The sequence below is a fragment of the Streptomyces erythrochromogenes genome, from assembly GCF_040684695.1.
GTDB classification, from domain to species: domain Bacteria; phylum Actinomycetota; class Actinomycetes; order Streptomycetales; family Streptomycetaceae; genus Streptomyces; species Streptomyces erythrochromogenes_C.
Map to the genome: position 1 here is coordinate 386532 of NZ_JBFBGM010000001.1, position 26886 is coordinate 413417.

Annotated in this window: 22 protein-coding genes; 4 read left to right on the forward strand and 18 right to left on the reverse strand. The window is 74.4% G+C overall.

The window, feature by feature from the left end:
* Positions 1-10: 10 nt before the first annotated feature.
* The 11 genes from AB0O53_RS01585 to AB0O53_RS01635 form a co-directional block, all read right to left on the reverse strand.
* Entirely contained in the window at positions 11-1540 is a 1530-nt protein-coding gene (locus AB0O53_RS01585) for an AMP-binding protein (protein ID WP_350988783.1), read from the reverse strand.
* Between the two features lie 61 nt (positions 1541-1601).
* A complete protein-coding gene (locus AB0O53_RS01590) occupies positions 1602-2912 on the reverse strand; it encodes an aminotransferase-like domain-containing protein (protein WP_365192655.1) in 1311 nt (436 codons plus the stop codon).
* Positions 2909-4015 (reverse strand): alpha-hydroxy acid oxidase, encoded by a 1107-nt coding sequence (locus AB0O53_RS01595; RefSeq protein ID WP_435886571.1) that lies wholly within the window; start codon positions 4013-4015, stop codon positions 2909-2911. The genes AB0O53_RS01590 and AB0O53_RS01595 overlap by 4 nt, the downstream gene beginning before the upstream one ends.
* Positions 4012-5094 (reverse strand): 4-hydroxyphenylpyruvate dioxygenase, encoded by a 1083-nt coding sequence (hppD, locus tag AB0O53_RS01600; protein WP_350988789.1) that lies wholly within the window; start codon positions 5092-5094, stop codon positions 4012-4014. Before hppD ends, AB0O53_RS01595 begins: the two co-directional genes overlap by 4 nt.
* The gene (locus AB0O53_RS01605; protein ID WP_350988791.1) at positions 5091-5948 is read right to left on the reverse strand and encodes a thioesterase II family protein; all 858 of its coding nucleotides are present in this window, start codon (positions 5946-5948) and stop codon (positions 5091-5093) included. The genes hppD and AB0O53_RS01605 overlap by 4 nt, the downstream gene beginning before the upstream one ends.
* Positions 5945-7759 carry a non-ribosomal peptide synthetase gene (locus tag AB0O53_RS01610; RefSeq protein ID WP_365192657.1) on the reverse strand — a complete coding sequence of 605 codons (1815 nt, stop codon included), beginning with the start codon at positions 7757-7759 and terminating at the stop codon, positions 5945-5947. The genes AB0O53_RS01605 and AB0O53_RS01610 overlap by 4 nt, the downstream gene beginning before the upstream one ends.
* Complete coding sequence (locus AB0O53_RS01615; RefSeq protein ID WP_365192659.1) at positions 7752-8819, reverse strand: TauD/TfdA family dioxygenase; 1068 nt, start codon at positions 8817-8819, stop codon at positions 7752-7754. The genes AB0O53_RS01610 and AB0O53_RS01615 overlap by 8 nt, the downstream gene beginning before the upstream one ends.
* The gene (gene ddaH / locus AB0O53_RS01620; RefSeq protein ID WP_365192661.1) at positions 8816-9667 is read right to left on the reverse strand and encodes a dimethylargininase; all 852 of its coding nucleotides are present in this window, start codon (positions 9665-9667) and stop codon (positions 8816-8818) included. The genes AB0O53_RS01615 and ddaH overlap by 4 nt, the downstream gene beginning before the upstream one ends.
* 4 nt (positions 9668-9671) lie before the next feature.
* Entirely contained in the window at positions 9672-9884 is a 213-nt protein-coding gene (locus tag AB0O53_RS01625) for an MbtH family protein (RefSeq protein ID WP_359123028.1), read from the reverse strand.
* Between the two features lie 11 nt (positions 9885-9895).
* Positions 9896-10216 (reverse strand): hypothetical protein, encoded by a 321-nt coding sequence (locus AB0O53_RS01630; RefSeq protein WP_365192663.1) that lies wholly within the window; start codon positions 10214-10216, stop codon positions 9896-9898.
* A gap of 9 nt (positions 10217-10225) precedes the next feature.
* Positions 10226-10471 (reverse strand): hypothetical protein, encoded by a 246-nt coding sequence (locus AB0O53_RS01635; protein WP_365192665.1) that lies wholly within the window; start codon positions 10469-10471, stop codon positions 10226-10228.
* Between the two features lie 251 nt (positions 10472-10722).
* Between AB0O53_RS01635 and AB0O53_RS01640 the strand changes: the two genes are divergently transcribed.
* Both AB0O53_RS01640 and AB0O53_RS01645 read left to right on the forward strand, forming a co-directional pair.
* Positions 10723-11700: a LuxR C-terminal-related transcriptional regulator gene (locus AB0O53_RS01640; protein WP_350988806.1), complete on the forward strand. Its 978-nt coding sequence runs from the start codon at positions 10723-10725 to the stop codon at positions 11698-11700.
* Positions 11701-11917: 217 nt separating this feature from the next.
* Positions 11918-15238 carry an AfsR/SARP family transcriptional regulator gene (locus AB0O53_RS01645; RefSeq protein ID WP_365192667.1) on the forward strand — a complete coding sequence of 1107 codons (3321 nt, stop codon included), beginning with the start codon at positions 11918-11920 and terminating at the stop codon, positions 15236-15238.
* On the opposite strand, the gene AB0O53_RS01650 is transcribed toward AB0O53_RS01645, so the two are convergent.
* Together AB0O53_RS01650 and AB0O53_RS01655 are read right to left on the reverse strand one after the other, a co-directional pair.
* The gene (locus AB0O53_RS01650; protein WP_350988809.1) at positions 15222-15428 is read right to left on the reverse strand and encodes a hypothetical protein; all 207 of its coding nucleotides are present in this window, start codon (positions 15426-15428) and stop codon (positions 15222-15224) included. The genes AB0O53_RS01645 and AB0O53_RS01650 overlap by 17 nt on opposite strands.
* A gap of 214 nt (positions 15429-15642) precedes the next feature.
* Entirely contained in the window at positions 15643-17379 is a 1737-nt protein-coding gene (locus AB0O53_RS01655; protein ID WP_350988811.1) for an amidase, read from the reverse strand.
* A gap of 323 nt (positions 17380-17702) precedes the next feature.
* Between AB0O53_RS01655 and AB0O53_RS01660 the strand changes: the two genes are divergently transcribed.
* Positions 17703-18260, forward strand: a complete 558-nt coding sequence (locus AB0O53_RS01660; RefSeq protein ID WP_365192669.1) for a TetR/AcrR family transcriptional regulator — start codon at positions 17703-17705, stop codon at positions 18258-18260.
* A gap of 36 nt (positions 18261-18296) precedes the next feature.
* Here AB0O53_RS01660 and AB0O53_RS01665 read toward each other — a convergent pair whose 3' ends face one another.
* On the reverse strand, positions 18297-18521 hold the full coding sequence (locus AB0O53_RS01665) for a DUF6243 family protein (protein ID WP_350988815.1): 225 nt from the start codon (positions 18519-18521) through the stop codon (positions 18297-18299).
* 125 nt (positions 18522-18646) lie between these two features.
* The gene (locus tag AB0O53_RS01670; RefSeq protein WP_365192671.1) at positions 18647-19282 is read right to left on the reverse strand and encodes a hypothetical protein; all 636 of its coding nucleotides are present in this window, start codon (positions 19280-19282) and stop codon (positions 18647-18649) included.
* A 316-nt stretch (positions 19283-19598) separates the two neighbouring features.
* Between AB0O53_RS01670 and AB0O53_RS01675 the strand changes: the two genes are divergently transcribed.
* A complete protein-coding gene (locus AB0O53_RS01675) occupies positions 19599-20321 on the forward strand; it encodes an SDR family oxidoreductase (RefSeq protein ID WP_350988819.1) in 723 nt (240 codons plus the stop codon).
* Between the two features lie 84 nt (positions 20322-20405).
* On the opposite strand, the gene AB0O53_RS01680 is transcribed toward AB0O53_RS01675, so the two are convergent.
* The 3 genes from AB0O53_RS01680 to AB0O53_RS01690 form a co-directional block, all read right to left on the reverse strand.
* A complete protein-coding gene (locus AB0O53_RS01680) occupies positions 20406-22157 on the reverse strand; it encodes a BCCT family transporter (protein ID WP_350989669.1) in 1752 nt (583 codons plus the stop codon).
* Between the two features lie 266 nt (positions 22158-22423).
* The gene (locus AB0O53_RS01685; RefSeq protein WP_350988821.1) at positions 22424-24748 is read right to left on the reverse strand and encodes an FG-GAP-like repeat-containing protein; all 2325 of its coding nucleotides are present in this window, start codon (positions 24746-24748) and stop codon (positions 22424-22426) included.
* Positions 24749-24824: 76 nt separating this feature from the next.
* Positions 24825-26831: an RICIN domain-containing protein gene (locus tag AB0O53_RS01690; RefSeq protein WP_365192674.1), complete on the reverse strand. Its 2007-nt coding sequence runs from the start codon at positions 26829-26831 to the stop codon at positions 24825-24827.
* Positions 26832-26886 lie beyond the last annotated feature (55 nt).

The following is a 26886-nucleotide window of genomic DNA, read 5'->3' on the forward strand; positions in this document are numbered from 1 at the left end:
GGCGTGCTGGTCAGACGGCGGTGCGGGCCGGTGCGAACAGCGCCCGCAGGGCGGCCCGGTCGACCTTGCCGTTGGCGGTCACCGGCAGGTCCTCCACGGGACGGAAGTGCCGGGGCACCATGTAGGCGGGCAGCCGCTCCGCGCACGCCGCGGCCAGCTCCTGCGGCCCGGGGCCGTCCGCCCGCCCCGTCGGGGTCCACACGGCCGCGAGCCGGCGCGAGCCCGCCACCTCCACCGCCACCACCACGGCCCTGCGGACCCCCGGGACCGCGCCCAGGACCGCCTCGACCTCGCCGGGCTCGACCCGGTACCCGCTCACCTTGAGCTGGTCGTCGGCGCGGGCCACGAAGTGGAAGTCCGCCCCGTCGAACCGGACGACGTCCCCCGTCGCGTACGTACGGCGCGGGGTCCCGTCGCGGTGGGGCAGGGTCCGGAAGCGGCGCGCGGTCAGGTCCGGGTCGCCCAGGTAGCCGAGGCCGACACTGCCCCCGCCGACGACCAGCTCCGCCTCCTCGCCCGCCGCGAACGGCCGCAGCACCCCGTCCGCCTCGCGCAGGAGTTCCGCCCCGGCGACGGCGCCGCCGACCGGCGGGTGCTCGGGCCAGGACGCGGCCTCCCGCGGGTCCAGCCGGTACTGCGTGACCACGTGGGTCTCGCTGGGCCCGTACTCGTTGACCAGGGCGACCCCGGCCGCCGCGCAGAACTCCCGCACCTCGGCGTTGACGACGAGGCGCTCGCCCGCGACCGCGATCTCCCGCAGGTCGGGCATCGCGTCCGGTTCGAACACGGCGGCCGTGGCCAGCGCGTGCAGCCCCACCACCGGAAGGAACAGCCGGGCGACGCGCTGTTCGCGGATCAGGTCGATCAGGGCGAAGGGGTCCTGGCGCTGCGCGTCGGAGACCACGACCAGCGCGGCGCCGGCCAGCCAGGTGGTGACGATCTCCTCGTAGCCCACGTCGAAGCCGATCGAGGCCGCCTGGAGGGTGTGCGGCGGGCGGTCGTGGGCCCAGTGCCGCACGTGCCAGTCGCCGAGCGCGGCCAGCACCGACGGGGGGACGGCCACCGACTTGGGCTCACCGGTCGATCCGGACGTGGGGATGACGTACCCGACGGTCCCCTCGCGCAGCTCCTCCAGCGGGGCGCCGCGCAGCTCGCCGTAGGAGACCTCGGCGGGGCCGAGCCCCGTCGGCGACGCGTGGTCGGGACGGACCAGCAGGGCGCACGGCCGGGCGATCCGCGCGGCCCGCGGCGCGGGCATGCCCGGGTCGACGCAGACCACGCCGAGGCCGGCCCGCCAGGCGCCGAGCACCGCGGCGCAGCGCTCCCAGGACCGTTCGCCGTGGACGGCGAGCACGTCGTCCGGTCCCAGGCCGCGGGCGGCGAGGCCGCCCGCGATCTCGGCGGACAGCCGGTCGAGTTCGCCGTACGTGCGGGCGACGCCGCCGTCGACGACGGCGACGGCCGCGGGGTCGCGCCGGACGGCGCGGATCAGGGGCCGGACGAGCGAATGCTGCGGTCCGGGCGCGTCGTCGGTGTGCATGGACGTTCCTTCGGGGGAGGGGACGGGGTGAGGGGGCAGGGGTGCGGGCGGGGTGACGGGCTCAGGCATCCGGCGCCGCGCCGTGCTCGTCGATCAGCGCCGCCAGCCGGTCGAGCCCGTCCTCGATCCGGTCGGGGTCCAAGGAGGAGCACGAGAGCCGCAGTTGGCGCCCGGCCCGCTCCTGGCCGCTGAAGTGGCGCATCGGCGTGAACAGCACCCCGTGCCGGACCGCGGCCTCCTCGACCAGGGCGTCGGTCACCGGGAACGGCACGTCGAGCACGACGAAGAAGCCGCCCGCGGGGGAGATCCACCGGACCCCGGGGGTCCCGGCGAAGCGCCGGTGCAGGCCCTGCAGCAGAGCGCGCAGGTTGCGCCGGTAGACCTCGATCTGGCGGCGGTTGGCCTCCAGCAGGCTGCCGCCGTGCTCCAGCAGCATCCCGCCGACCAGCGCCTGGGTCACCGGCGGGGTGTTGACCGTCAGCATGCTCTTGGCCCGGGCCAGCTCGTCGGCCAGCAGCGCCGGGCCGCCCGCCCCCGTGACCCGCTGGTCCGCGACGGCGAAGCCCACCCGGGCGCCGGGGAAGCAGGTCTTGGACAGCGAGCCCAGGTAGACGACCCGCTGCCCGGTGTCGAGGGCCTTCAGCGTCGGCGGCCGGGAGCCGTCCGCCGCCCGGAAGTACCCGTACGGGTTGTCCTCCAGCAGCAGCACGTCCTCCTGCTCCGCGACCTCCAGCAGCTCCCGGCGGGTCCCCGTGTCCAGGGAGTGGCCGCTCGGGTTGGAGAAGTCCGGCACCAGGTACAGCGCCCGGGGCCGCTCCCCGGCCGCTCGGACCGCGCGGATCCGCTCGCGCACCTGCTCCGGACGCACCCCGCGGGGGCCCTCGGGCACCGAGCGCACCGGGAGGTCCAGCAGCCGGGCGGCGCCCGTCAGACCGACGTACGTCGGGTCCAGGGCCAGCACCACGTCGCGGGGGCCTGCCTTCAGGGCGCGCAGCACGAGCCACAGCGCCTCCTGCGCGCCCACGGTGACCACGACGGCCTCCGGGTCGCAGACGATGCCCTCGTCGTGTTCGAGGTGACGGGCGATCAGCTCGTGCACGACGCCCTTCGTGCGGCCGTACTGGAATAGCTCCCGCCGCACCCCGGCCCCGTCGTAGCCCTTCTCCGCGATGAGGTGGCGGATGTACGCGTCGAGGTAGCGGTGCAGGTCGGACGGGTCGAAGAAATCCTCCGTGGGCCGCCCGGGGGCGAAGGAGACCGCCTCGGGGAAGCGTCCCGCGATCTCGTTGAGGAAGGTCATGGACAGCAGCGCGGGGTCCGCGAGGGACGCGTGCAGGTCGGCCCGGTCCAGGGCCACGGCCGTGCGGGTCACCGGCCCGCCCCCAGCGTCGTCAGCCAGGGCGCGTCGGCGGGAGTGCCGCAGCCCGACAGCTCCAGGGCGGAGCGCACTTCGGCCGCGAGCAGCTCCAGCACCCGCGACACGCCGTCCGCGCCGTCCGAGGCCAGGCCCCACAGGACGGGCCGGCCCAGCAGCACCCCGTCCGCGCCGAGCGCCAGCGCCTTCAGGACGTCGGTCCCGCCGCGGATCCCGCTGTCCAGCAGCAGCCGGCAGGACGGCGGGACCGCCTCCCGGACCGCGGGCAGCATGTCCGCGCTGGCCACCGCGCCGTCGAGCTGGCGGCCGCCGTGGTTGGAGACGACGACGGCGTCCGCACCGACCGCGGCCGCGGTCGCGGCGTCACCCGGATCGAGGATCCCCTTGACGATCAGCGGCAGCTCCGTGCGCTCGCGCAGCCGGGCCAGGTCGCCCCAGCCCAGCCCGCGGGCGAAGGACTCGGCGGTGTGCTCCGCCACCGCGCACGTCCCGGCCCGGCGCTCGGCCGCCCGGCGGCCCGCGGCCGGGTCGAGGTGGGCGGCCGCCACGCCCGCGGGCAGGGCGAAGCCGTTGCGCAGGTCGCGCAGGCGCCGGCCCATCGAGGGAACGTCGACCGTGACCATCACCGCGGCGCAGCCGGCGTCCTCGGCCCGCCGCACCAGCTCGTCGGTGACCCCCGGGTCCCGCTGGCAGTACAGCTGGAACCAGGTGACCCCGCCCAGCGCCGTGACCTCCTCCACCGGCACGCTGCTCAGCGTGCTGAGGGTGAACGGCACCCCGGCGGCCGCCGCCGCGCGAGCCGTGGCCAGCTCGCCCTCGGGGTGGATCAGCCGCTGGTAGGCCATGGGTGCCACCGCCACGGGCAGGGCCGCCCGCCCGCCCGGGAGTTCGGCCGAGGTGTCGAGGGCCGCGGGGCCCGAAAGGACGCGGGGGACGAGGCGGATCCGGTCCAGGGCGGCCCGGTTGGCCGCCAGGGTCAGCTCCTCGCCGCTGCCGCCCGCGATGAAGTCCCACACCTCCGGGGGCAGGGACCTGCGGGCGGGACCGGCGAAGTCCTCCAGCCGGACCGGGACGGGTGCCACGTCGTGACCGGCGCTCACCGCAGGACCTCTCCGGCGCCCAGCCGCTCGGCCTCGACGGCCTCGTACAGGGCCTTGATGTTGCCGTTGCCGAAGGTACGGGCGCCGAACCGCTCGATCACCTCGTGGAAGAGGGTGCGGCGCGGGTGGGTGGAGCGGGTGAAGATCTGGAAGAGCTGCCCGTCGTGGTCCTCGTCGACCAGGACGCTGATGCGCCGGAGTTCCGCCGTGGAGTGCCGGGCCAGGTCGAGCCGCTCCTCCAGCATCGTGTAGTAGGCGTCGGGGACGCTCAGGAACTCCACGCCGCGCTCGCGCAGCGCCCCGACCGCCCGGACGACGTCGCGGGAGGCGAAGGCGATGTGCTGGACGCCCGGGCCGCCGTGCTCGGCGAGGAACCGGTCGATCTGCCCCGGCTCCCCGGAGGTGTCGGGCTCGATCAGGGTCAGGGTGACCTCGCCGGAGGCGCTCTGCACCACCTTGGAGTCCATGGCCTGCGCGCCGACCCGGATGAGCTCCTGGAAGATCATGCGGAAGCCGAGGACACGGGTGTAGAACTCCACGGTCCGGGCGAGTTCCCCGGCGGGCAGGCAGACCGCGAAGTGGTCCAGCTCCTCCAGGAGTTCGCCGTCCGCGTCCGGTGCGGCGGCGTCGGGCAGCGCGGTGAAGCCCGCCGGCAGGCCGGCCGGGCCCGGCTCGACCAGGGTGTGCACGACGTCGCCGAACCCGGCGACCACGGCCCGGGTACGGCCGTCGGCGTCCCGGCGCGGCACGGCCAGGGGGACCGCCCCGCGGGAGACCGCCTCGTCGAAGACGGCGGCCACGTCGGGCACGCTCAGCGCGATGTCGGCGACGCCGTCGCCGTGGGCCAGGACATAGGCGGCGCCCGGGTGGTGGGGGCTGCGGGCCTGGGTGAGGACCAGGGAGATCCGGCCCTGGCGCAGGAGCAGGGACTCCGCGTCGGCGGACGCGGCGCGCGCGACCGCACGGAAACCGAAGCGGCCGGTCATCTCGGCCGCCGCCGACGCGAGGTCGGCGACGTAGGACTCGACGTGGCTGATGCCGAAGGCGGGGGAGAAGGTCATGGAGCTGCCGTTCGTCATGGGGCCGCCGTCCCTCGCGGGGCGGCGGATTCGGAGGGGGCGGACACGGAGGGGGCGGATTCGGAGGTGGCGGACACGGAGGTGGCGGGGGCCGGGGCCGCCCCCGTCGTCAGGGAGGTGATCCGGGCGGGCAGGCCCCGCCACACCTGCGGGGTGTAGAAGTGCCCGCCGGGCAGGACGTCGTGGCGGAACGGGCCGTCGGTCAGCGCCGCCCAGCGCGGACCCGCGTCCTCGCCGATGACGGGGTCCGCATCCCCCGAGAACACCTGGACCGGGACACCGGTCCGGGCACCGGGGGTGTGGGTGAAGGTGTCCCGGGCGGCCAGGTCCGCCCGCATCAGCTCCACGGCCATATCGGTCAGCTCGGGCTCTTCGAGGACGTGCTCGGGCAGCAGGCCGTGGGTGCTCATCCAGCCGAGGAGCTCGTCGTCGCGCTGTCCCTGCGCCAGGAACCGGTCCCGGTCGGTGACCCCGCGGTCCGGGGCGTTGCAGGCGGAGACGACCAGGGCGCGCGGCGCGGGCGCGCCCGCGGCGGCGAGCCGTACGGTGACGTCGAAGGCCATCCAGCCGCCCATGCTGTGCCCGAACAGGACGTACGGGCCCTGCCCGGCCACCGCCGCGACCCCGGCGGCGGCGTCCGCCGCGAGCTCGTCCCAGGTACGGGCGAACTCCTCGGCGAAGCGGCCCTCGCGCCCCGGATAGCAGACGGCCACCAGGCCGGCGCCGTCCGGCAGGGCCGGGATCCAGTCGTGGAAGGTGGCGGTGCCCCCGCCGCAGAAGGCCAGGCAGACCAGGGTGGGTGCGCCCTCCCGGGTCTCCTTCAGGCGCACCGCGGTGGTGTCGAGGACGCTCACGATGCCTCCCCGGCGGCCAGGGCGTGCACCGACTGCGCGTGCCGGGCCAGGTCCGCGAGGACGGGGAAGCGGTAGACGTCCTTGGTCCGCAGCGCGATCCCGGCGTTCTTCTTCAGGCGGGACACCACGCGCAGCGCCAGCAGCGAATGGCCGCCGAGCGCGAAGAAGTTGGCTTCCGCGTCGACGCCGTCGCGGCCCAGGACCTCGGCCCACACGGCCGCGATCAGCTCCTCCAGCGGGCCCTCGGGGGCCCGCCCGGAGGGCTCCGCCCCGGCCGCGGGGGCCGTCGGCAGCGGCGGCAGCGCCTCGGTGTCCACCTTGCCGTTCGGCGTCAGCGGGAGCGCGTCGACCGTGACGAAGACGGACGGCACGAAGTACGCGGGCAACGCCGCCCCGCAGTGCCGGGTCAGTTCCGCGTCGGTCACGCCGGCCCCGGGGGCCAGGACGCAGTACGCCGCGAGGAGGGTGTCGCCGTCCGGCCCGGTCCGGGTCACGGCGACGGCCGCCTCCACCGCCGCGTGGCTGCGCAGCCGGTCCTCCAGCTCGCCCGGCTCCACCCGGAAGCCGCGTACCTTGAGCTGGCGGTCGGTGCGGCGCAGGAACTCCAGACCGGAGTCGGCCCGCCAGCGCACCAGGTCGCCCGTGCGGTACATCCGGCTGCCGTCGGTGGCGAACGGGTCCGCGACGAACCGCGAGGCGGTCAGCCCCGGCCGGCCGACGTAGCCGACGGCCACGCCCGGACCGGACAGGTACAGCTCGCCCGTGGTGGCCGGCCGCAGCCCCTCGTCGAGGACCTGGGCGCGGACCCCGGCCAGCGGCTCGCCCAGGCGCGGGGCGGCCCCGGTGATCCGCGTCGCGGTGGCGTCGACGGTGCACTCGGTCGGTCCGTACAGGTTCCAGGCCTCCACGGCCGGGTCCTCGGCCAGCGCCCGCCACATCGCCGCCGGCACCGGCTCGCCGCCCAGCAGCAGCCGCAGCGGACGCCCGGGCCGCAGCCCGGGACCGGTCAGCCGCCAGTGCGAGGGGGTGCAGTCGAGGTCGGTCACGCCGTACGCGTCGAGCAGCGCGTCCAGCCGGGCCGGGTCCGTGCGGTCCTCGTCGTCCAGGACGACCAGGGTGTCGCCGCGGCACACGCGGACCCACTGCTGCACGGACGCGTCGAAGGACAGGCTGGCGTTCCAGGCGACCACGCGGTGCCCGGACGGGTAGACGCCCCGCTCCTCCAGGCCCGCGACGAGGGCGGCGACGCCGGCGTGCGTGACCTCCACGCCCTTGGGCGGTCCGCTGGAGCCCGAGGTGTGGATGACGTACGCCGAGGTGGCCGGGTGCCCGGCCCGGCCGGAGAGCTCGGTGTCCGGGTGCGCCGTGTCATCGGCCGCCGTGTCCGGGGCGGCCGTGTCCGGGGCCACGACCGGCAGGCCCTCGGCCCACTCGGCCGCGGCCCCCGCCGGCGCGACCACCGCACGCAGCCCGGCGTCGGCCGCGATGTGCGCGAGCCGCTCCCCGGGGTACGCCGGGTCCAGCGGCACGTAGGCCGCACCGGCCCGCCACACCGCCAGCGGAGCCACGACCCAGCCCGTGCCGCGGGGCAGGCTCACGCCGACCCGGTCGCCCGGGCGGACGCCGAGCGCGCGCAGCGCCGCCGCCAGCCGGGCCGTGCGCCCGGCCAGTTCCCCGAAGGTCAGGGCACCGTCCGAGGCGTGCACCGCGGCCCGGCCGGGGAAGGTGCGGGCGGTCTCCAGGAACCGCTCCACCAGGTTCACCGGGTTCACCGGGTTCGCCGGGTGCACCGGGTTCGTCGGCTCAGCCACGGGACACCTCCGCCACGGTCCCGGCGCGCGGGGCGACGGTCGGGGAGCAGTCCGCCACCGCGACCGGGTCGCCCATGGCCACGACGATCCGCCGGTCGCCGCGGAAGGGGTCGCGGCCGTGCGCGGTCAGGACGTTGTCGACGATCAGCAGGTCCCCCGGCTGCCAGGCGCGGCGTACGGTGGCCCGCTCGTAGGCGGCGTTGACCTCCGCCAGGTCCGCCTCCGTCAGCGGGACCCCGTCACCGAGACCCGTGTCGAAGGGCAGCCCCCCGGGACCGAGCTCGTCCAGCAGGACCTCGCGCAGCTCCTCGTCCAGCGAGAAGCGGTTCCAGAACGCCATGTGGTTGAACCAGACTTCGTCGCCCGTCCGCGGGTGGCGGACGATGCCCGGCCGTACCTGGCTGGTGCGCAGGGTGCCCTCTTCGTCCCAGGCGCAGGCGATGGCGTTCTCGGCGCAGTACGCCTCGACCTCCTCGCGGGTGGTGGCCCCGAAGGCGGACTGCCAGGCGACCGAGAGGGTCTCCGAGTAGGTGCGGGTCAGGACCCAGCCGGAGGCGCGCATCCGCTCGACCAGAGCGGCGGGGAGCGAGCGCAGCACCTCGCGGCAGTCGGTGACGGGTGTCGCGCCGCCCTCCTCGGGGGCGGTCAGGCAGCCGAAGAGCAGCAGGCCGGGGAAGGTCAGCGTGTAGCTGTTCTCGTTGTGCGGGCGGATCGCCTGCGCGGCGGGCAGGTCGGTGGAGGAGAAGACGCCGGAGCCGAAGTCGCTGCGGGGGGTGGCCTTCTCGCGGTAGGGGGTGGCCCGGCGGACCAGCTCGTCGCGCACGACGGCGAAGTCGTCGACGCTGCGGACCGGCAGCCCGCTCACGTATACGGCGCCGAACCGGTCGAGCCCGGCGCGCAGTTCGGCGGCGTGCTCGGCGAGCCAGTCCCGCGCGGCGGCCGCGTCGGCCGGCCCGGAGGCGCGGACGGTGGCCGGGGCGCCGGGTTCGAAGAGCCAGTCGAGGACGCCCGCGAACGCGGTGGTGGGGGCGGTGGGGGTGGTGTCCGGACGGGTGCTCATGCGGCACCGCCCGCGACCGGCGCCGGTACGGCGGCGTGACGCAGTTCCAGGGTGCAGCACTTGACGCTGCCGCCGCCCTTGAACAGTTCGGACAGGTCGACGCCGATCGGCGTGAAACCGCGCTCGGCCAGCCGGTCCGCGAGCCCGCGGGCGGCCTCGGCGAGCAGCACGTTGCGCCCGTCGGACAGCGCGTTCAGCCCGAAGACCTCGGCGTCCTCCTCCGTCGCCAGCAGCGCGTCGGGGTACAGCTCGCGCAGCACCGCCTGCGACTCGGCCGAGAAGGCACCGGGGAAGTACATGATCTCGTCGTCGTCGAGCACGGCGAGTGCGGTGTCCAGGTGGTAGAAGCGCGGGTCGACCAGGGTCAGGCCCACCACCGGTGCGCCGAGGACCCGTTCGGCCTCGGCGTGCGAGGCCGGGTCGGTGCGGAAGCCGGTGCCCGCCAGGATCCGGGACCCGGCGACCAGGTAGTCGCCCTCGCCCTCGTTGACGTGCTCCGGGGCGACCACCCCGGTGTAGCCGTTGGCCTCGAACCAGGCCTGGTAGGCGGGGGCTTCGGCGGCGCGCTCGGGGTGGCGGAAACGGGCCATCAGGACGCGGTCGCCGAGCACGGTGGCCCCGTTGGCCGAGTAGACCATGTCGGGCAGCCCCGGAACCGGGTCGATCAGGTCGACGGTGTGCCCGAGCTCCCGGTAGAGGGAGTACAGCCGCTCCCACTGCAGGACGGCCAGACCGGTGTCGGTCGGCTTGGCCGGGTCCATCCAGGGGTTGATGCGGTAGTCGACGGTGAAGTGGGAGGGGCGGCACATCAGGTAGTGCCGGGGACGGGCGGTGCGCTGGACGGTCATCGGCTCAGACCTCACCGAGGGCGGCGACCAGACCGGCCGGACGCATGTCGGTCCAGGTCTTCTCGATGTGCTCCAGGCAGTCCTGGCGACCGGCCGGGCCGTGGGTGGCCGTCCAGCCGGGGGGCGCCTCGATCGAGGCGGGCCACAGGGAGTGCTGGTTCTCCTGGTTGACGAGGACGAAGTAGGTGGCTTCGTCGTCCTCGAAGGGGTTGGTCACGGGTGCTCCTGTCACGTCGTGGTGGTGGGGATCGCGCAGGGTCGCGCGAGGCTGGTGGATCCGGTGGCGAGGTGCCAGCCGTGGAAGGGGGAGGGGGGCGCGAGGGCGCGGCGGCAGATGGCCAGGGCGGCCTCCGCGGCGGTCGTCCCGGGCGTGGCCACGGTGAAGAGTCCGAGGTCCACGCCGCGCGGACCGCTCCGCACGCTGATGTGCTCCAGCCGCTCCCCTGGGCGGGCCGCGCCCCACAGCAGGCGGAGCAGGCGGCGTTCGTCCGCGGGGCCGGGACCGGGGCCCGGCCCGGGCGGAACGAGAGAGACGAGGGTCAGCTCCACGAGCCCGGGTCAGTCCCAGATGAGGCCGTACGCCACCGCGCCCGGGGCGGCCGGGGACGGCGCCGGAGCCGCCAGGGCGGTGGCGGCCCCGGCCGTGCCCGCACCGGACGGCCCGCCGGCGGTCAGCGCGAGCGCGGCGCAGGCGACGGCCGCGGCGACGGCCCCCGCGACGGCCGCGACGGCCGCGACGGCCGTGGCGACCGTCGTGACAGCGGTGCGGACCGGACGGACGGTGGTGCGGACGCGAGAAGTCATGGAGGTGCCCTCATCGGGAGTGGGGAAGGGGTGCCGAGCGGCACGACTCCATCCTGGCCACGGTGTTGACCTGGGGGAACGCTTTCAGGGGTGGCGGAAGCGGCCAGGACGCTTTGGGACAGCGGGCCCCGGCCGGGCTCCCGTCCGAACCGCGTCGACGCGCGTAGAGGGCGCGTCTATCGCACGTAGATCTCCGGCGGGCAGGCTGCTCGCAGATCGACGGGGACGACCGCAAGCGAAGAAGGGGACCGATGTCCGTGACGCTCGACCTGGAGGAGCTCGACCAGACGGTGTACGAGGAGGTGCTGGCCCGGCCCGAACTGGGCCTGGCCGAACTCGCCGCCAGGCTCGGCGTGGAGCCCGACCGGGTCCGCGACTGCCTCGACCGGCTCTTCGAGCTGCGCCTGGTCCAGGCGTCCTTCGAGACGCCCGGCGGCTTCACCGTCGTCGACCCGGTTCTCGGGATGCAGCGGCTCCTGGACCAGCAGTACGAGGAACTGGTGCGCCGGCACCGTCGGGCCGCCGGCCACCAGCAGGCCCTGGTCCGGATCCTCGCGGGCGCCGGCTCCGGCGGCCGCCCGGCCGAGGGCGTCGAGCGGCTGGCCGGACTCGACGCCGTGCAAAGGCGGTTGGAGCGCCTTGCGCTGGAGGCCGGGAGGGAGGTGCTGACCTTCATGCCGGGCGGTCCCCAGTCCGCGGCCGCGCTGGAGGCCGCCGCCCGCAACGACGCCCTCGTGCTGGGCCGCGGCGTCGCCATCCGCACCATCGGGCTGGACCTCGTACGGGAGGATCCGGGCACCCTGGGTTACAGCCGGGCGCTGGTCGAGGGCGGCGGGGCCTTCCGCACGGTCGCCGCGCTGCCGACCCGGATGGTGGTGGTCGACCGGAACCAGGCCCTCGTTCCCATCGACCCGGCGGACAGCCGGCAGGGGGCGCTGTTCCTCACCGCACCCGGCATGATCGCCCCGCTGGTCGCGCTCTTCGAGCGGGAGTGGGGCGCGGCCGTACCGCTGGGCGCGGATCCGTCGGAGGCCGTGTACGTCCCCACCGAGCAGGAACGTTCCCTGCTGGGCCTGCTGGCCGAGGGCCACACCGACGAGTCCGCCGCCGGACAGCTGCACATCTCCGCCCGCACCGCCCGGCGGATCATGGCCTCGCTGATCGAACGGCTGGGCGCCCGCAGCCGGTTCGAGGCGGGGCTGCGCGCGGCCCGCCTCGGATGGGTGTGATCCGGACCCGGCCCCTCCGCTCCACCGCGCGGGCCCGGCCGGGCCGCCCCGACCCGTTCCGACGGAATGGTCGTATGAACCGCTTAGGATGACGCTCCGTACATCGGCGGGCCAGGACAACTGGGGACCAACCGCCGGGTGGAGCTGTGCGCGCGCACAGGGGGAACTCGTGAAATTCTTCGTGCTCGGATCCGTGGGCGTGTCCCACGGAGGACCGGTGCTGACCGCTGGACCGCCGCAGCAGCAGGCGACCCTCGCCGTGCTGGTGCTCCGCGCGGGCCATGTCGTGCCGCTGCACGAACTGACCGCCGCGCTCTGGGGCGAGTCCGCCCCGGGCTCCGCGGTGATGATCCTGCGGACCTACGTCTGGCGACTGCGCAAGCTGCTGGAGGGCGGGGAGTCCGGGAAGACCGGGGCCCAGATCCTGGAGTCCGCGAACGACGGCTACCGGCTCGCGGTGCCGCCCGGCTCGGTCGACGCCGTACGCGCGGAGGAGCTGGCAGCGAAGGCCACCCGCGCCTACGCGGTCGGGGAGCTGGAGGCCTGCGCCGAAGCCCTGGCCGAGGCCGGGTCCCTGTGGTGGGGCGAGCCGCTGGCCGGGGTGCCGGGGCCGTTCGCCGAGAGCCAGCGCTCGCGCCTGGCGGAGCTGCGGCTGCACCTGCTGGAGGAGCGCCTCGGGGTGGACCTGCTGCTCGGGCGGCACGAGCGGGCCGTCCCCGAACTCACCGCCCTCATCCGCGAGGAGCCGCTGCGGGAGCGCCCGTACGGGCTTCTCATGCGCGCGCTGTACGCGGCGGGCCGGCAGGGCGACGCCCTCGCCGTCTTCGGCCGGGCCCGCGAGGTGCTGGCCGACGAACTCGGCCTGGACCCGGGCCCGGACCTGCGCACCCTGCACGCCCGCATCCTGTCGGGCGACCCGGCCCTGCTCCCCGCCACCCCGTCCCCGGCCCCCGGCCGCGGGGACGGGCCGCCCCCACGGCTCCCGGCCGCGCCCGCGGGCGCCGCGCCGACGGCATCCGGGGGAGGCCACGGCCTCGCCCCGGGCGGAGCGCCGGCTTCCGGCGGCGCGCCCGCGGGGCCGGAGCAGTTCCCGGCGCCGGCCCCGGGAGCCGGTGCTCCGCCCGGGTACGCGGAGGCGCCCGCCGCAGGGCGGGCGGAGGCGTACGGCACCGGTCCGGCCGGGGAGCCCGGAACCCGTGCGGCGGAGGCGCCCGGGGCCGGGGGAGCGGCGGCCACCGGGGACCCCCGCGTGCCCGGGGCCCGCGGGGCCGCGCGGGCCGACGACCCGCGAGCCGACCGTGCGGGCAGGCAGGACGGGTCCCGTACCCCGGTGTCCGGGGCTGCCGCAGCGCCCGACCCCGCGCGGGGGCAGGTGCCGGGTCCGGTCGCGGCCGGGTACGTCCGGCCCGCCCAGCTCCCGGCCGACATCGCCGACTTCGGCGGCCGCGCCGCCGAACGCGCCGCCCTCACCGGTGTCCTGAGCGACCCGGCCCGCACCGCCCTGGCCGTCGCGGCCGTGAGCGGGATGGGCGGCATCGGCAAGAGCGCCCTGGCCCTGCGGGTCGCACACCACGTCAAGGACGCCTACCCCGACGGCCAGCTCTACGCCGACCTCCGCGGCACCGGCAGCGACCCCGCCGACCCCGGCACCGTCCTGGCCAGCCTGCTCGGCGCCCTCGGCGTGCCCCGCCGTGAGGTGCCGCCCTCGACGGAGGACCGCGCCCGCCTCTTCCGCACCGTCCTGGACGGCCGCCGGCTGCTCCTGCTGCTCGACGACGCCCGGGACATCGCCCAGGTCAAGCCGCTGCTCCCGGGCGCCGCGGGCTGCGCCGTGATCGTCACCAGCCGGGCCCGCCTGGGCGGGCTGCTGTCGGGACGCCACGTCCAGCTCCAGGAGTTCACCCCGGCGGAGGCGCTCGGGCTGCTGCGCCAGATCGTCGGCGCCGACCGGGTGGACTGCGAGGAGGAGGCCGCGGCCGCGCTGGTCGAGGCCTGCGCCCGGCTGCCGCTGGCGGTCCGCATCGTCGCCGCCCGCCTCGCCGCCCGGCCCGGATGGACCGTCGCGCACCTGGTGGCCCGCCTCGCCGACGAGCGGCGCCGGCTGAGCGAACTGCGCGCCGACGACCTGGCCGTGGCCGCCGTCTTCGAGCTGGGCCACCGCCAGCTGACCGGGCCGCAGGCGAACGTGTTCCGCCGCCTCGCCCCCGTCTCCCGGCCGGGCATCGGGCTCGCCGCCGCGGCGGCCGCCCTGGACCTGGCCGAGCCGGAGGCCGAGGAACTGCTCGAAGCCCTGGTGGACGCGGCCCTGCTGGAGTCACCGGAGCCGGGCCGCTACCGCCACCACGAGCTGGGCCGGGACTTCGCGCTCAACCTGCCCGCCCCGGTCGGCGAGCCCGGCCCGCCGGTGCAGCAACGCCTCCTGCACCACCTGCTGGGCATGGCGGCCGAGGCCTTCCAGTGGATGATCCCCGGGGACCCGGTGCACCGGTCGATCGTCGCGGCGGCCGCCGAACCGGGGGAGGGACGCCTCGCGGACCTGACCGAGGCCCGCGCGTGGGTCGTCGCCGAGTTCGACTGCGCACTGCACGCCGTCCAGTTCGTGGTGCGGCGGCCGGACGCCGCGGACCCGGAGCAGCTGACGACGGCCGCCGACCTGCTGGTCGCGCTCAGTTCGTTCGGGCAGGACATCCCCTACGCGCGGATCACCGCGACCGCCGCCGAACTGGCCCGGGCCGCCGCGCTGCGCGGCAACGACCGCGCGGCAGGACGCGCCCACTTCCTCACCGGGAACGCGGCGCTCCAGGCCACCGATCTGGGCCGGGCCCGCGCCGCCTCCGAGCTGGCCGTGCGGGCCTGCCGCCGGGCGGGCGACCGGGCGATCCTGCAGCAGGCGTACAACGACCTCGGGGTGATCGCCCAGTTCGAGCACCGCTTCGGCGAGGCCGCCGAGTGCTTCGACGAGGCGCTCGTCCTGGCGCGGGAGCAGGGACACCGCTCGGGCGCCCTGACGATCACCCTCAACGCCGCCCTGGCCCGGGTCCGCGGCGGCCGGGCGGCCGAGGCGCTGCCCGCGTGCGCGGAGGCCCTGGAGGCCCTGCGGGACATGGCCGACCACCACGGAGTCGCCCACGCGCTGTGCGTGCGCGGGCAGGCCCTGCACGAGCTGGGCCGGCTGGAGGAGGCGCTCGCCGCGTACGAGGAGTGCCTCGCCCTGTGCGACGCGGTCCGGATCCCGGGCCAGCGGGCGCAGGCCGACTACCGCCGCGCCCGGACGCTGAGCGACCTCGGCCGGCCCCGGGAGGCGCTGGAGGCCTCCGCCCGGGCCCTGGCCCACCTGCGCGCGGCGCCGGGCCGGGGCCGGGACCGCGGCTACGCCCTGCTGATCCACGCCGGGGTCTGCCTGGCGGCGGGCCGGCGCGAGGAGGGGCTCGGGCACGCGGGCGAGGCGCTGGAGGTGTTCGAGCGGGCGGGCCTCCCGGAAGCCGAGGAGGCCCGCGCCCTGCTGGACACGGGCGTGCCGGTCAGGCTCGGCTGTTGAACTCGTTGTGGTCCAGCCGCGGGCGGGGCACGGTGCCGCCGCCGTCGGCCGAGACGCTCGTGCCGCGGTCCGCGGTGAGGACGGGGGCCCCGGCGGTCGCGCCGACGGCGAGCAGCGCGAGGAACGCGAGGAACGCGGCGGGGACGAGGAGGGCCGGACGGCGCGTGACGGACGTGCGGATGTGCGGCACGGTGGATCCTGTCTATCGGTCCAGGTGCCGTGTGCGGCCCCTGGCTGGCTAGCGGGCGGTTCTGCCGAGGAGACTCGCAGCAGGCCATCTACGTTTCATATACGCCGCCTCCCCGGCCCGTCCGACCGCTTCCGCCGCGGGCGTCGGCGGAAGCGGTCGGATCGGCACGGAGGGCTCCGTCAGGTCGCTGGGCCGCGCCTCACTGCGCCGCGAGTCACTGCGCCGCGAGGCGCGGCGTACGCGGCGGCACCGTGCGGCGGCTGCCGGTGCGCTCGAAGGCGGCGGCCAGCGTCAGCAGGGCGTTGTCGTCGTAGGCGCGGCCCGCGAAGGTCAGCCCGACGGGCATGCCGGTGTCGCCCATGGTGCCCATCGGCACGGTGACGGTCGGGATGCCGAGGTGGCGGGGGACCAGGTTGCCGTTGGCGACCCAGACGCCGTTGCGCCAGCCCAGGTCCGCGGACGCCTCGTCGACGTCCATGTCGGCGGGACCGACGTCGGCGACCGCGGGGAAGACCACGGCGTCCAGGCCCAGCCCGTCCATCCACTCCTCCAGGTCGACGCGGCGCGTCTCCTCCAGACCGCGCAGCCCCTGCTCCAGGTGCGGCATGTCGGTGAGGGACGCGTACGGGCGCTCGCGCACGAAGCGCGGGTAGTCGCCGATCGTGTCGTCGAAGCCCTCGTAGCGGTCGGGCAGCTCGCCCTCCTGCTTGGGCCAGATGCGGGCGCCGTCGACCTCGGCCAGGGTGGAGAGCGCCGGGTCGCCGTTGGCGCGCAGGAAGTCGTCCCACGCCCAGGCGGACAGGTCCTCGATCTCGAAGGTGAGGTACTCGCGGCCGACCAGCCCGCGGGTGAGCAGCGAGGGCGCTCCGGGGCGGTCGGACTCGTAGTTGGTCACCACGGGGAAGTCGACCTCGACCACCTCGGCGCCGGCGGCCTCCAGGTCCCGGCGGGCGGCCTCCCACAGGGTGATCACCGAGGGACGGGTGTCGATCCGCTGCCCGGTCTGGCCGCCGATGCCCCCCTCGGGGTTGGTTCCGGCGCCGGGGTCGGCGTTGATGTACATCCGGGGGACGCCGACGCGCTTGCCGGCGAGCGCGCCGTGCGCGGCCTCGCCGTCGGCGGGTGCGAGCGCCGGGTAGGAGGCGGGCCGTACCCGCGACGCCGGGGGCAGCTCCACCCACGGCTGGGCGCGCCACAGGTCCCCGCGCGTGTGCGGGTCGTCGGCGACGATCACGTCGAGCAGTTCCAGCAGGTCGGCCATGGTGCGGGTGTGCGGGACGACGACGTCCATGGTCGGCACGAGCGGCCAGTTGCCGCGGACCGAGATCACGCCGCGGCTGGGCGTGTAGGCGCACAGCGCGTTGTTCGAGGCGGGCGCCCGGCCCGAGGACCAGGTCTCCTCGCCGAGGCCGAACGCGCCGAAGGACGCCGCCGTCGCCGTGCCGGAGCCGTTGGAGGAGCCGGAGCCGTAGGCGCTGGTGAGCCAGTCGGCGCTGTACGGGCTCTCCGCGCGGCCGTACACGCCGCGCTGCATGCCGCCGTTCGCCATGGGCGGCATGTTGGTCAGGCCGATGAGCACGGCTCCGCCCGCGCGCAGCCGCTCGATGGCGAAGGCGTCGCGCTGGGCGACGAGGTGCTCGAAGGCGGGGGAGCCGGACGCGGCCGTGAGCCCCTCGGCGAGGTAGCTGTCCTTCGCGGTGTAGGGGATGCCGTCCAGCGGTCCGAGCGTCTCGCCCCGCGCGCGGCGCGCGTCGGAGGCCTCCGCCTCCGCACGGGCGGCCGGGTTCATCACGACCATCGCGTTCAGGGCGGTGGCGCTCCCGGGCCGGTCGTAGGCCTCGATCCGGGCGAGGTAGGCGTCGAGCAGGCCGACCGAGGTCGTCTCGCCCTTCTCCAGCGCCGCGCGCAGGTCGGCGATACAGGTCTCCACGACATCGAATCCGCGCGTCATGTGGGTGTCTCCAGGGTGGTGAGGGAACAGGCGGGCCGCTGGCCGTCGGGGCGGCCGTGCACAGGCGGCCGTCACACTCCCCATCGCTCCATCGATCTGACTTGATTTTCAGTCTAGACTAATGGTCTAGATTTTTGGAACCTAGACTTGGGACCTGGATTTCCGGAACCGAAAGTGAGCCCATGCCGACGTCAGAGACCGGCCCCGGCCCCGCATTGCCCGACCGCCTTCCGAGGGGCGCTGCGGCCGCCTCCCGGTCCGCGGCCCGGGTTCCGGTCGACAGGAAGCGTCAGCCCAGCGGGGACGAGGCGCGGGAGCGGGCGATGCGCGCCGCCATCAGCGTGATCGCGGAGAAGGGCACGGCGGCCCTGCGGATGTCCGACATCGCGGCGCGGGCGGGGATGAGCACCGGCCACATCCTGTACCACTTCGGCAAGAAGGACCGGCTCCTGCTCGAAGTCCTCGCGTGGAGCCAGGCCGACCTCTGGGCCCGCTTCCAGGAGGCCGCGGACCGGGCCGCGTCGCCCGCGGAGCGGCTCGACCTGTTCGTGCGGGCCTACCTGCCCCGCCACCAGGGCGACGAGCGGTACGCGCTGTGGACGCAGGTACTGGCCCAGCGCCACGACGAAGCGGGGCGGCGCGTCCTGACCCAGCTGCTGGACGGCTGGGACGAGCGCCTGGAGGCCATCGTCCGGGAGGGGCGGGACCTCGGACACTTCGCCGAGGTGGACCTCCCCGGGTTCACCATCCGGGCCGTGGCCATGCTGAGCGGGATCTCCGAGGACGTGATGTTCGGGCGGTCCCGCTGGCAGAACACCTCCGCGCACGCGTTCGCGCTGTCCGCCCTCGAACGCGAACTGCGTCCGGCCGGCCGGGCCTGACGGCAGCGGGCCCGGCCCCGCGCGTGCCGCGGAGCGTCAGCTGCGGGCGGTGTCGTCGCCCGCCTGCGCGGCGGCCTCGGTGGCTTCGGCGGCGCGGGCCTTCTCGCGCATCTTGCGCACCAGCTCCGCCTTCTTGTCGGCGGCACCCTGGCGGTCGAGGTTGCGGTGCGGACCGTTGTTCTGCCGTTCGGTCCGAGACAGCTTCTTGCGCTGGCCGCCACCCTGGCCGACGGGGTTGTTGATGTTCTTGCTGTCGGTCATCGGTTCTCCCGGTGGTGGTGTGGAGTGATCTGCGAATTCATGATCGCCCTTTGGAAGAACATGACAACGAGACGTTACCCGGTCCCGCCGCCCCCGCGCGCCACACCCTCCGCCGCCCCGGCGGGTCACACGGGCGCCTGTCGGCCGGATGCGGTCGCGCCGGGCGACGGGCTGACGAAGACGGCCAGATAGCGGAACTCGCCGCCGGGTCCGTCCTGCTTGGAGTAGGCATCCCACACCAGGGGGTAGGTGCCGCCCAGAACGCACGTGTTCGGTTCGTACGCGCCCTTCGCCCACAGCCGCGTTCCGGTGAGTTCGTTCCCTGCGTGGATCCTGAATTCGTGATCACGAGTGGTCCGGTCACCGGGAGCCGGTGGCGTCCACAACGCCGGTTCGTTGGTCAGCATCAGGGCGAGGCCGTTCCGGTCGGTCCGAACGCAGAAGCGCTCCAGCCTGGCTATGTCCCGGACGAAGTGCAGGCGGGCGAGGTCCGTGGCCGCGTGCGCGCGCAGGGCGTAGGGCTCGGACGGGTCGCCGGCCACGCCTTCCCAGCGGCGGGTGAAGTATTTGAACTCGACGCAGGTACCGGCCTCCGGGCCCGTGCAGAGCAAGTCCAGGTACTCGGTCCTGTCCGATCGCCGTTGGGGGACCTCGAGCCGGGACTCCACCTCCGGCACCAGCTCCCACAGCACCCTCGCGAAACCGTGCTGGAGGTCGGCCTCGGAGTGGAACACCGGTCTGCGGCGTCGCAGACGTTCCATGACCTCATGGAGTGAGGCTCGTCCGGCGATGGTCTGTGAGCTGTCCAGCGGTCTCGTGGTCACGACGGCATTCAAGTGGCCTCCCGGCCGACTCTCAACCAAAACGCTCTCCTTCGGCGATGTTCGCCGCGGAGGAATGCAGCCTGCCGGTGTGCGGCGTTGCGCCGTGCGGGGGGATCCGGGACGGTCGCGCGGGACCACGCCCCGTGGCCGGGGGGCGGGGTCCGGTCCGCGGTGGTCTCCTGGGACGGGAGCCGGCGGTGCGTGCCGCAGGCTCCCTTCGTCGCCGAGCCCCAGGGAAAGGTCCCCGACCGGTATGCCCAAGCCCTTGATCGTGATCACCGGTGCCAGTTCCGGTATCGGTGCGGCCACCGCCCGGCTGTTCTCCGCCCAGGGCCATCCCCTGCTCCTGCTGGCCCGCCGGCTGGAGCGGCTGGAGGCACTCGGACTGCCCGACGCCCTGTGCCGGAAGGTCGACGTCACCGACCGGGCGGCCGTGGAGGCCGCCGTGCGGGAGGCCGAGGAGCGGTACGGGCCGACGGACCTGCTGGTCAACAACGCGGGCGCGATGCTGCTGGGCAGGATCGCCGACCAGCCCGTGGACGAGTGGGAGCGGATGCTCGACATCAACGTCAAGGGGCTGCTCTACGCGACCCGCGCGGTGCTGCCCGCGATGGTCGGGAGGGGCGCGGGCACCATCGTGAACATCGGCTCGGTGGCCGGCCGCAAGACGTTCCCGAACCACGCGGCCTACGTGGGCACCAAGTTCGCCGTCCATTCGATGTCGGAGAACCTCCGTGAGGAGGTGGCCGCCACCGGGGTCCGGGTGGTGACGGTGGCGCCGGGGGCCGTGGAGACGGAACTGCTGTCGCACACCAGCGACGAGCGGATCAAGAGCGACTACCAGGCGTGGAAGGAGTCGGCGGGCGGCGCGCTGGACCCGGACGAGGTGGCCGCGGCCATCGCGTACGCCTACGGCCGGCCCCGCAACGTCACGGTCCGCGAGATCGTCCTGGCCGCCACCGGCCAGGAGGCCTGACCGCACGCGCCACCGGCCGGCCGGGGCCCCAGGGGCGCCGGCCGGCCTCTTGGCACGCCGTCGAGCCGGTCAGGTGCCGGCCGGTCAGGTGCCGGCCGGTGGGGCTCCCGCGTCGCCCCCGCGGTCGCGGTCGTCCTGCGCCGGCCCGGGCGGCACGTCCTGCGTCCGCCCGGGCGGTTCGTCCTGCGCCGGGCCGATGCGGATCTCGAACTCGCCCGCGTACTTCTCGTGGCCCGCGATCACGGCTTCCTCCATGGCCTCCTCCGCGAGCTCGCCCCGGACGATGAGCGGGTCCTTGCGGAGGTCCCGCAGGAGGGCCCAGCACATGCCGATCATGACGACGACGAAGGGCGCGGCGACGAGGATCGTCAAGTGCTGCAGACCCGCGAGGGCGTCGCCCTTGCCCTCCCCGACCAGCAGCATCACGGCCGCCACACCGCCGGTCACCACGCCCCAGAAGACGACGACGAGCCGGGCGGGTTCGAAGGACCCCTTCTGGGAGAGGGTGCCCATGACGATCGACGCCGCGTCGGCGCCGGAGACGAAGAAGATCCCGACCAGGACCATCACGAGCAGGCTCATCACGCCGGCGATCGGGAACTCCTGCAGCACGCCGAAGAGCTGCGCCTCGGGGGTGGTCGCGTCGCCGAGGTCGCCCTGCTCCTGCAGCCGCATGGCCGTACCGCCGAAGATGGCGAACCAGACCAGGCTCACGGCGCTCGGCACCAGGATGACACCGCCGATGAACTGGCGGATCGTACGGCCCCGGCTGATGCGGGCGATGAACATGCCGACGAACGGCGTCCACGAGATCCACCAGGCCCAGTAGAAGACCGTCCAGCTGCTCAGCCAGTCGGCGACGTCACCGCCGCCCGTCGACGCCTCGGTGCGGCCGACCAGCTGGGGCAGCTCCTCGAAGTACGCGGCGAGGGAGGTGGGGATCAGGTCGAGGACCAGGATCGTGGGGCCGACGACGAAGACGAAGACCGCGAGGGTCACGGCCAGCACCATGTTGATGTTGGACAGCCACTGGATCCCCTTCTCCACACCGGAGACGGCGGAGAAGACGAAGCAGACCGTCAGCACCGCGATGATGGCGACGAGCAGCCCCGTGCCGGCCTTGTCCAGCCAGCCCACCTCGTGCATGCCGCTGCCGATCTGGAGCGCGCCGAGCCCCAGGGAGGTGGCCGAGCCGAACAGCGTGGCGAAGATCGCCAGGATGTCGATCACCCGGCCGGGTGCGCCCTCGGCCCGTTTCTTCCCCAGGAGCGGGACGAAGACGGCGCTGATCGTCTGCCGCCGCCGGCGCCGGAAGGTGCTGTACGCGATGGCCAGGCCGACCACCGCGTAGATGGCCCACGGGTGCAGGGTCCAGTGGAAGAGCGTGGTGGCCAGCGCCGTCTGCATGGCGTCCGCCGAGTCGGCGGGGGCGGTGCCCGGCGGCGGGTCGGTGTAGTGCGCGAGGGGTTCGCTGACGCCGTAGAACATCAGGCCGATGCCCATGCCGGCGCTGAACATCATGGCGACCCAGGAGACCGTGCTGAACTCCGGTTTCTCGTGCTCCTGACCCAGCTCGATCCGCCCGTACCGGCTGACGGCGAGCCACAGGGCGAAGACGACGAACCCCGAGGCGGCCAGGACGAAGGCCCAGCCGGCGTTGTGCATCAGGCCGTTGAGCAGGGTGTCGGAGACGCTCTCCAGCGTGCTGGTGGCCGTGACGCCCCAGAGGACGAAGCCGAGGGTCAGTACGGCGGTCACGCCGAAGACGACCCGGTCGGTGACGGGTGCGGCGTCCTCGTGCGGATGGGCACCGGGCAGGGCCGCCTTCACGGGCAGCCGCAGCCGTTGCCTCCGTTTGCGCTCCTCCTGGGACACGGGCGGCACCTTTCACGAGCATGGACCGATTTGCCTCTTGTATCCCGTATCACGGCGCGTACACCCGCCCCGGTAGCAACAGGCGTCCACCGGGCCCGGCCGCCCGGCCGGTTACGCCGTACGGGTGCCGCCGACGGCGAAAGGAGGCGCGACCGCAAAGAAGCCCGCCGTCCGCTCCCGGGGTGGGCAGCGGGCGGCGGGCCGTACTCCCGGACCCGGGATGGTGATCAGGCGCCGCTGGCGACCCTGCCGAGGTCGATCCAGCCGTTGCCGCCGGCGGGGTCGCCGCCGTTCCAGGCGAGGACGGAGGCGCTGCTGCCGGTGCCGGCGAGTACGTAGTCGGCGTGCGTGTCGGCGTTGAAGTCGACGAACTGGACCTTCGTGTGGTCGGTGGTCCGTCCACCCGTGATCCGGCCCACGACGTTCCAGCCGTTGTCCGGGACGACGTCGCCGCCCCGGTTGAGGTAGAGGTCGACCTTGCCGTCGGCGGCGACGGCGTAGTAGTCGGCCTTGCCGTCGCCGTCGCCGTCGGCGAACCGCACCCGGCCGGGGTCGGTGGTGGCGCCCGTCGTCACACGGCCGATGCCCTGCCAGGGGGCGACCTGGTCGCCGCCCCGGTTGAGGAAGACGTCGACGGCTCCCTTGTCGTTGAAGACGAGGTAGTCGGTGCGGCCGTCGCCGTCCCAGTCGGCGAAGCGGACCTTGCCGGGGTCCGTGGTGAGGCCGGTGGCGACCTGGCCGAGGGGCTTCCAGGGCGCGACCTTGTCGCCTCCGCGGTTGAGCCAGACGTTCACGGAGCCGTTGGGATTGACGACGAGATAGTCGGCCTTGCCGTCCCCGTCGAAGTCGGCCAGACGGACCCGGGAGCGGTCGGTGGTCGTACCGGCCGCGACCTGGCCCATGCCCTGCCAGCCGTTCGCGCCGGCAGGGTCGCCGCCGCGGTTCAGCCACACGGACACGGCCCCGTTGTCGGCGATGGTGATGTAGTCGGGCTTGCGGTCCCCGTCGAAGTCCGCCCAGCGCACGCGGTCGCTGCCGCCGGCCTCGTTCACCGCCGCGGAGGGACGCGGGTCGGCGGGCAGGGTTCCGCTGGCCCAGAGGGCGCCCCCCTTGCCCTCGCCGCCTTCCTTCCTGTACACGACGAGGTTGCCGTCGCTCTGGAAGGTCAGGTACGCACCGGGGTTGCCGAAGGTGGCCGTCGACCAGTAGGAGTTGCCGGTCGCCTCGCCGCCGCCCTTGCGGTAGGCGACGAGGTTGCCGTCACGCTGCATGGAGAGGTAGGAGCCGACGCCGCCGGCGGCGTCGGAACTCCACACCTGCTTGGCCTGGTCCTTGTCCCAGATGTACAGACGCCCGTCGCCCGCCATGACCAGGATCCTGTGGGGGCTGTCGGCCCAGAAGCCGGCCGGGAGGCGGCCGTCGCCGGGCAGGGTGTTCGGACGCATTCCGGTCTCCGACGACCACAGCCCGCCGCCGGCGCCCTCGCCTCCGTCCTTCCTGTGGACGACGAGGTTGCCGTCGTTCTGGAAGCGCAGGTAGGCGCCCGCGTTGCCGAAGGTGGCGGTGGACCAGAGGTGGCCGCCCCTGCCGTCCCCGCCGTCCTTCTTGTAGACGACGAAGTTGCCGTCGGCCTGCATGATCGCGTAGGCGCCCGGGTTGCCGTAGGTGCTGGATGACCACAGCGCGGCGCCCTTACCCTCACCACCGCTGTTGTGGTAGATGACCATGTTGCCGTCGGCCTGCATGGAGAGCTTGAGGTTCTTGCCGACCAGGGTCGTGCCCGACTCGATGATCTGGCCGGGACGGATCAGCATCGGATCGGTCACGGTGGCGATCCACTGGCCGAGGTCGTCGGTGCGGGCGGAGACGGCACCGGTGCGGGTCTCGGCGGGGGCGGTGCCGAGGCAACCGCCCTGCCAGGAGCGGCTGTTGACTCCAACGAGCTCGCCGGCCGCATTCAGCAGCGGGCCGCCGGTGTCGCCCTTGCAGATCGCGTCGCCGCCCTTGCCGGTGATCGTCAGGGTGGTGGCGTCGGTCGAGGCGACCGCGAACGTGCCGGTGTGGAGCTTGCCGGGCACCCACTCGGTCTTCGTACGGCCGAAACCGGCGGCAGTGAGGTCGCCTCCGGCCGTGGGGACGGCGGCGGCGGTCTTGACCGTGGCCGCACCCCGGGCGGGCACGCGCAGACGGGCCAGAACCACGTCACGATCAGTGCGCGGAACGAGTTCGGACACCTCGAGGGCGCGGCCGTCCGCGAGGGTGACGGTCGACTTCGCCGCGGGCTCTCCGGCCGGCACCGGCCGGCCCGCGGTGGCGGCGAAGCAGCTGGCGGCGGTGGCGATCCACCACTCGTTGACGAGCGCTGCGGTGCAGGCCCGGCCGGTGGCCTCGTCTCCGACGTTCAGCCTGACGGCGGAGGCGAACCGGCCGTTCGGGGCCTCGGGGCCGGTAAGGGCCTGGGCCGGTCCGGCCGATGTGAGACCGGCTGCGACGGCTGTGGCGGCCGCGAGCAGGCCGGTCATCCGCGCGGTCCGCGGACGGGAAGCAGACATGAGGGTTCCTTGGAGCGATGGGCCGGCCCGTCCCGCCGTCACGGCGAGACGGACCGGCCGGGGTGGTCGGCGCGGATTACAGGTGCCAGCTCTGGGTCGCGAAGGACGGGTCGGCATGGTGCGCCCACTGCTGGGCGGGTGCGCCGTTGTCCTTGCCGGAGTCGCTGATCTCCAGGGTCTTGCCGCTGTTGACGTTGCTGATGTTCAGGCTGACGGTGTTGCCGGCCTGCTTGATCGTCCAGAGCATGGTGGGGATGTCGCGGCAGGTGTACTGCTGCGCGCGGGCCCCGTTGTCCTTGCTGGAGTTGATGATCTCCAGGCACTTGCCGCTGTTGACGTTCACGATCTGGTGGACGCCGGCGGTGGCCGTCGGGCGGAACTCCCACTTCGCGCCGGGCTGCGCGCCGCAGGTCCACTGCTGGGCGATGGCGCTGTTGTCCTTGCTGGAGTTGATGATCTCCAGGCACTTGCCGCTGTTCGCGTTGCGGATCTGACCGCCGGCGGGCAGGGGGAAGGGCGAGGGCCAGGCGTTGGTGCCGAGGGCCACGGCACCCTGGCCGTTGCCCTTGTAGAGGTTGAAGCGCTGCTGGTTGCTCCACAGGCCGCCGAGGTCGGTCCTGCCGTCGCCGTCGAAGTCACCGGCCAGCATGACGGGCATGTTGTTCCACGTCTTGTCGGGCCACATCGCGGCGCCGGCGTCGAGTCCGCCCGCGGTGTTGCCGCTGTAGCGGCGCAGGGCGCCGTCGGGGGCGATGGCGACGACGTCGTCCCGACCGTCGTTGTCGAGGTCACCGGAGGCGATCTTCTGAATGCCCAGCCAGGTGTTGTCCGGCCACATCTTCCGGCGCTCGCCGGTCAGTACGCCGTCGGGACCGGTGGAGTAGGCGTGGAGCGACCCCTTGGCGTCCCCCGTACCCCAGACGGCGAGCAGCCCGTCGCGGTCGGAGCCCGTTGCCCGGTACCGCTCCAGCTGGCGCATGGCGTCCCAGTTGGCGGTCCCGCCCGTCCACATCACCCTGCCCGCGGCCAGGCTGCCGTCGGGGCGTCCCGCGTACAGGCGCAGAGCGCCGTCGCTCCAGACGGAGGCGATGTCGGTGTACCCGTCTCCGTTGAAGTCACCCCCGATGATCTTCTTGGCGGGGGCCCAGGTGCCGTCGGCCCGCCACAGCGGGCGGCCGTACTCGAAAGTGCCGTCGGGGCGGCCGGCGAACGTGTGGAGGTTTCCGTCGGTGGTGACGGCCGCGACGTCACTGCGGCCGTCGTGGTTGAAGTCACCCGAGGCGATCACGTCGGTGACGTTGGGCACGAGGGCCGCCAGGCGTACCGCAGGTGTGGTCCTGCGTACCTGCTCCACCCAGGCCGCGATGTCGTCGACACGGACGGCGAGCGACCCGGTGCGCTTCTCGGCCGGATCGGTTCCCAGGCATCCGCCCTGCCAGGATCGCGAGTTGACCGCGGCCAGCTCCAGGCCGCCGTCCTTCTTGCGAAGGGCCGGGCCACCGCTGTCGCCCTTGCAGACCACCGCATCGCCCGACGCGTCCAGTCCGAGCGCGCCGCCTTCGGCCGAGGCCACGGTGAAGGAGCCCGTGTGCGCCTTGTTCGGGACCCATTCCGACTTCGTGCGCCCGAACCCGAGTGAGGTGAGCGTCTCACCGATCGCCGGGGCTGCGGTGGCGACCTTGACCGGTTCCACCCCGACGACCCGCCAGCCGAGTCTGACCATCACCAGGTCCCGGTCCGTGTGAGGTACCAGTTCCACGGCATCGACCACGGTGCCCGTGGACCGGGTGAGATCGGTGCGGCCCACGGTCACCGTCGTTTTCACGGCGGGCCTGCCGGCCGGTACCGGTGCGGAGCCGCTGCGGAAGCAGGACGCTGCGGTGATCACCCACTGGGCGTCGACCAGGGCGCCTGAACAGGCCGCTCTGTCACCGATGGTGAGCTTCGCCGCGAAGGCGTGGTCGGTGCCGGGGGCGTCGCTCCCGTTGAGGGCGAGGGCGGGACTCACGGCGAGAAGGCCGGTTCCCACCGAGGAGGCGATCAGCGTGGCAGCCCACGCGACGCGTGAACCGTTTGCGGGCATGTTGATCCTTATGAGGGGCTGTCCCGTCCGCGCCGGAGGGAGAAGGCCGCGGCGC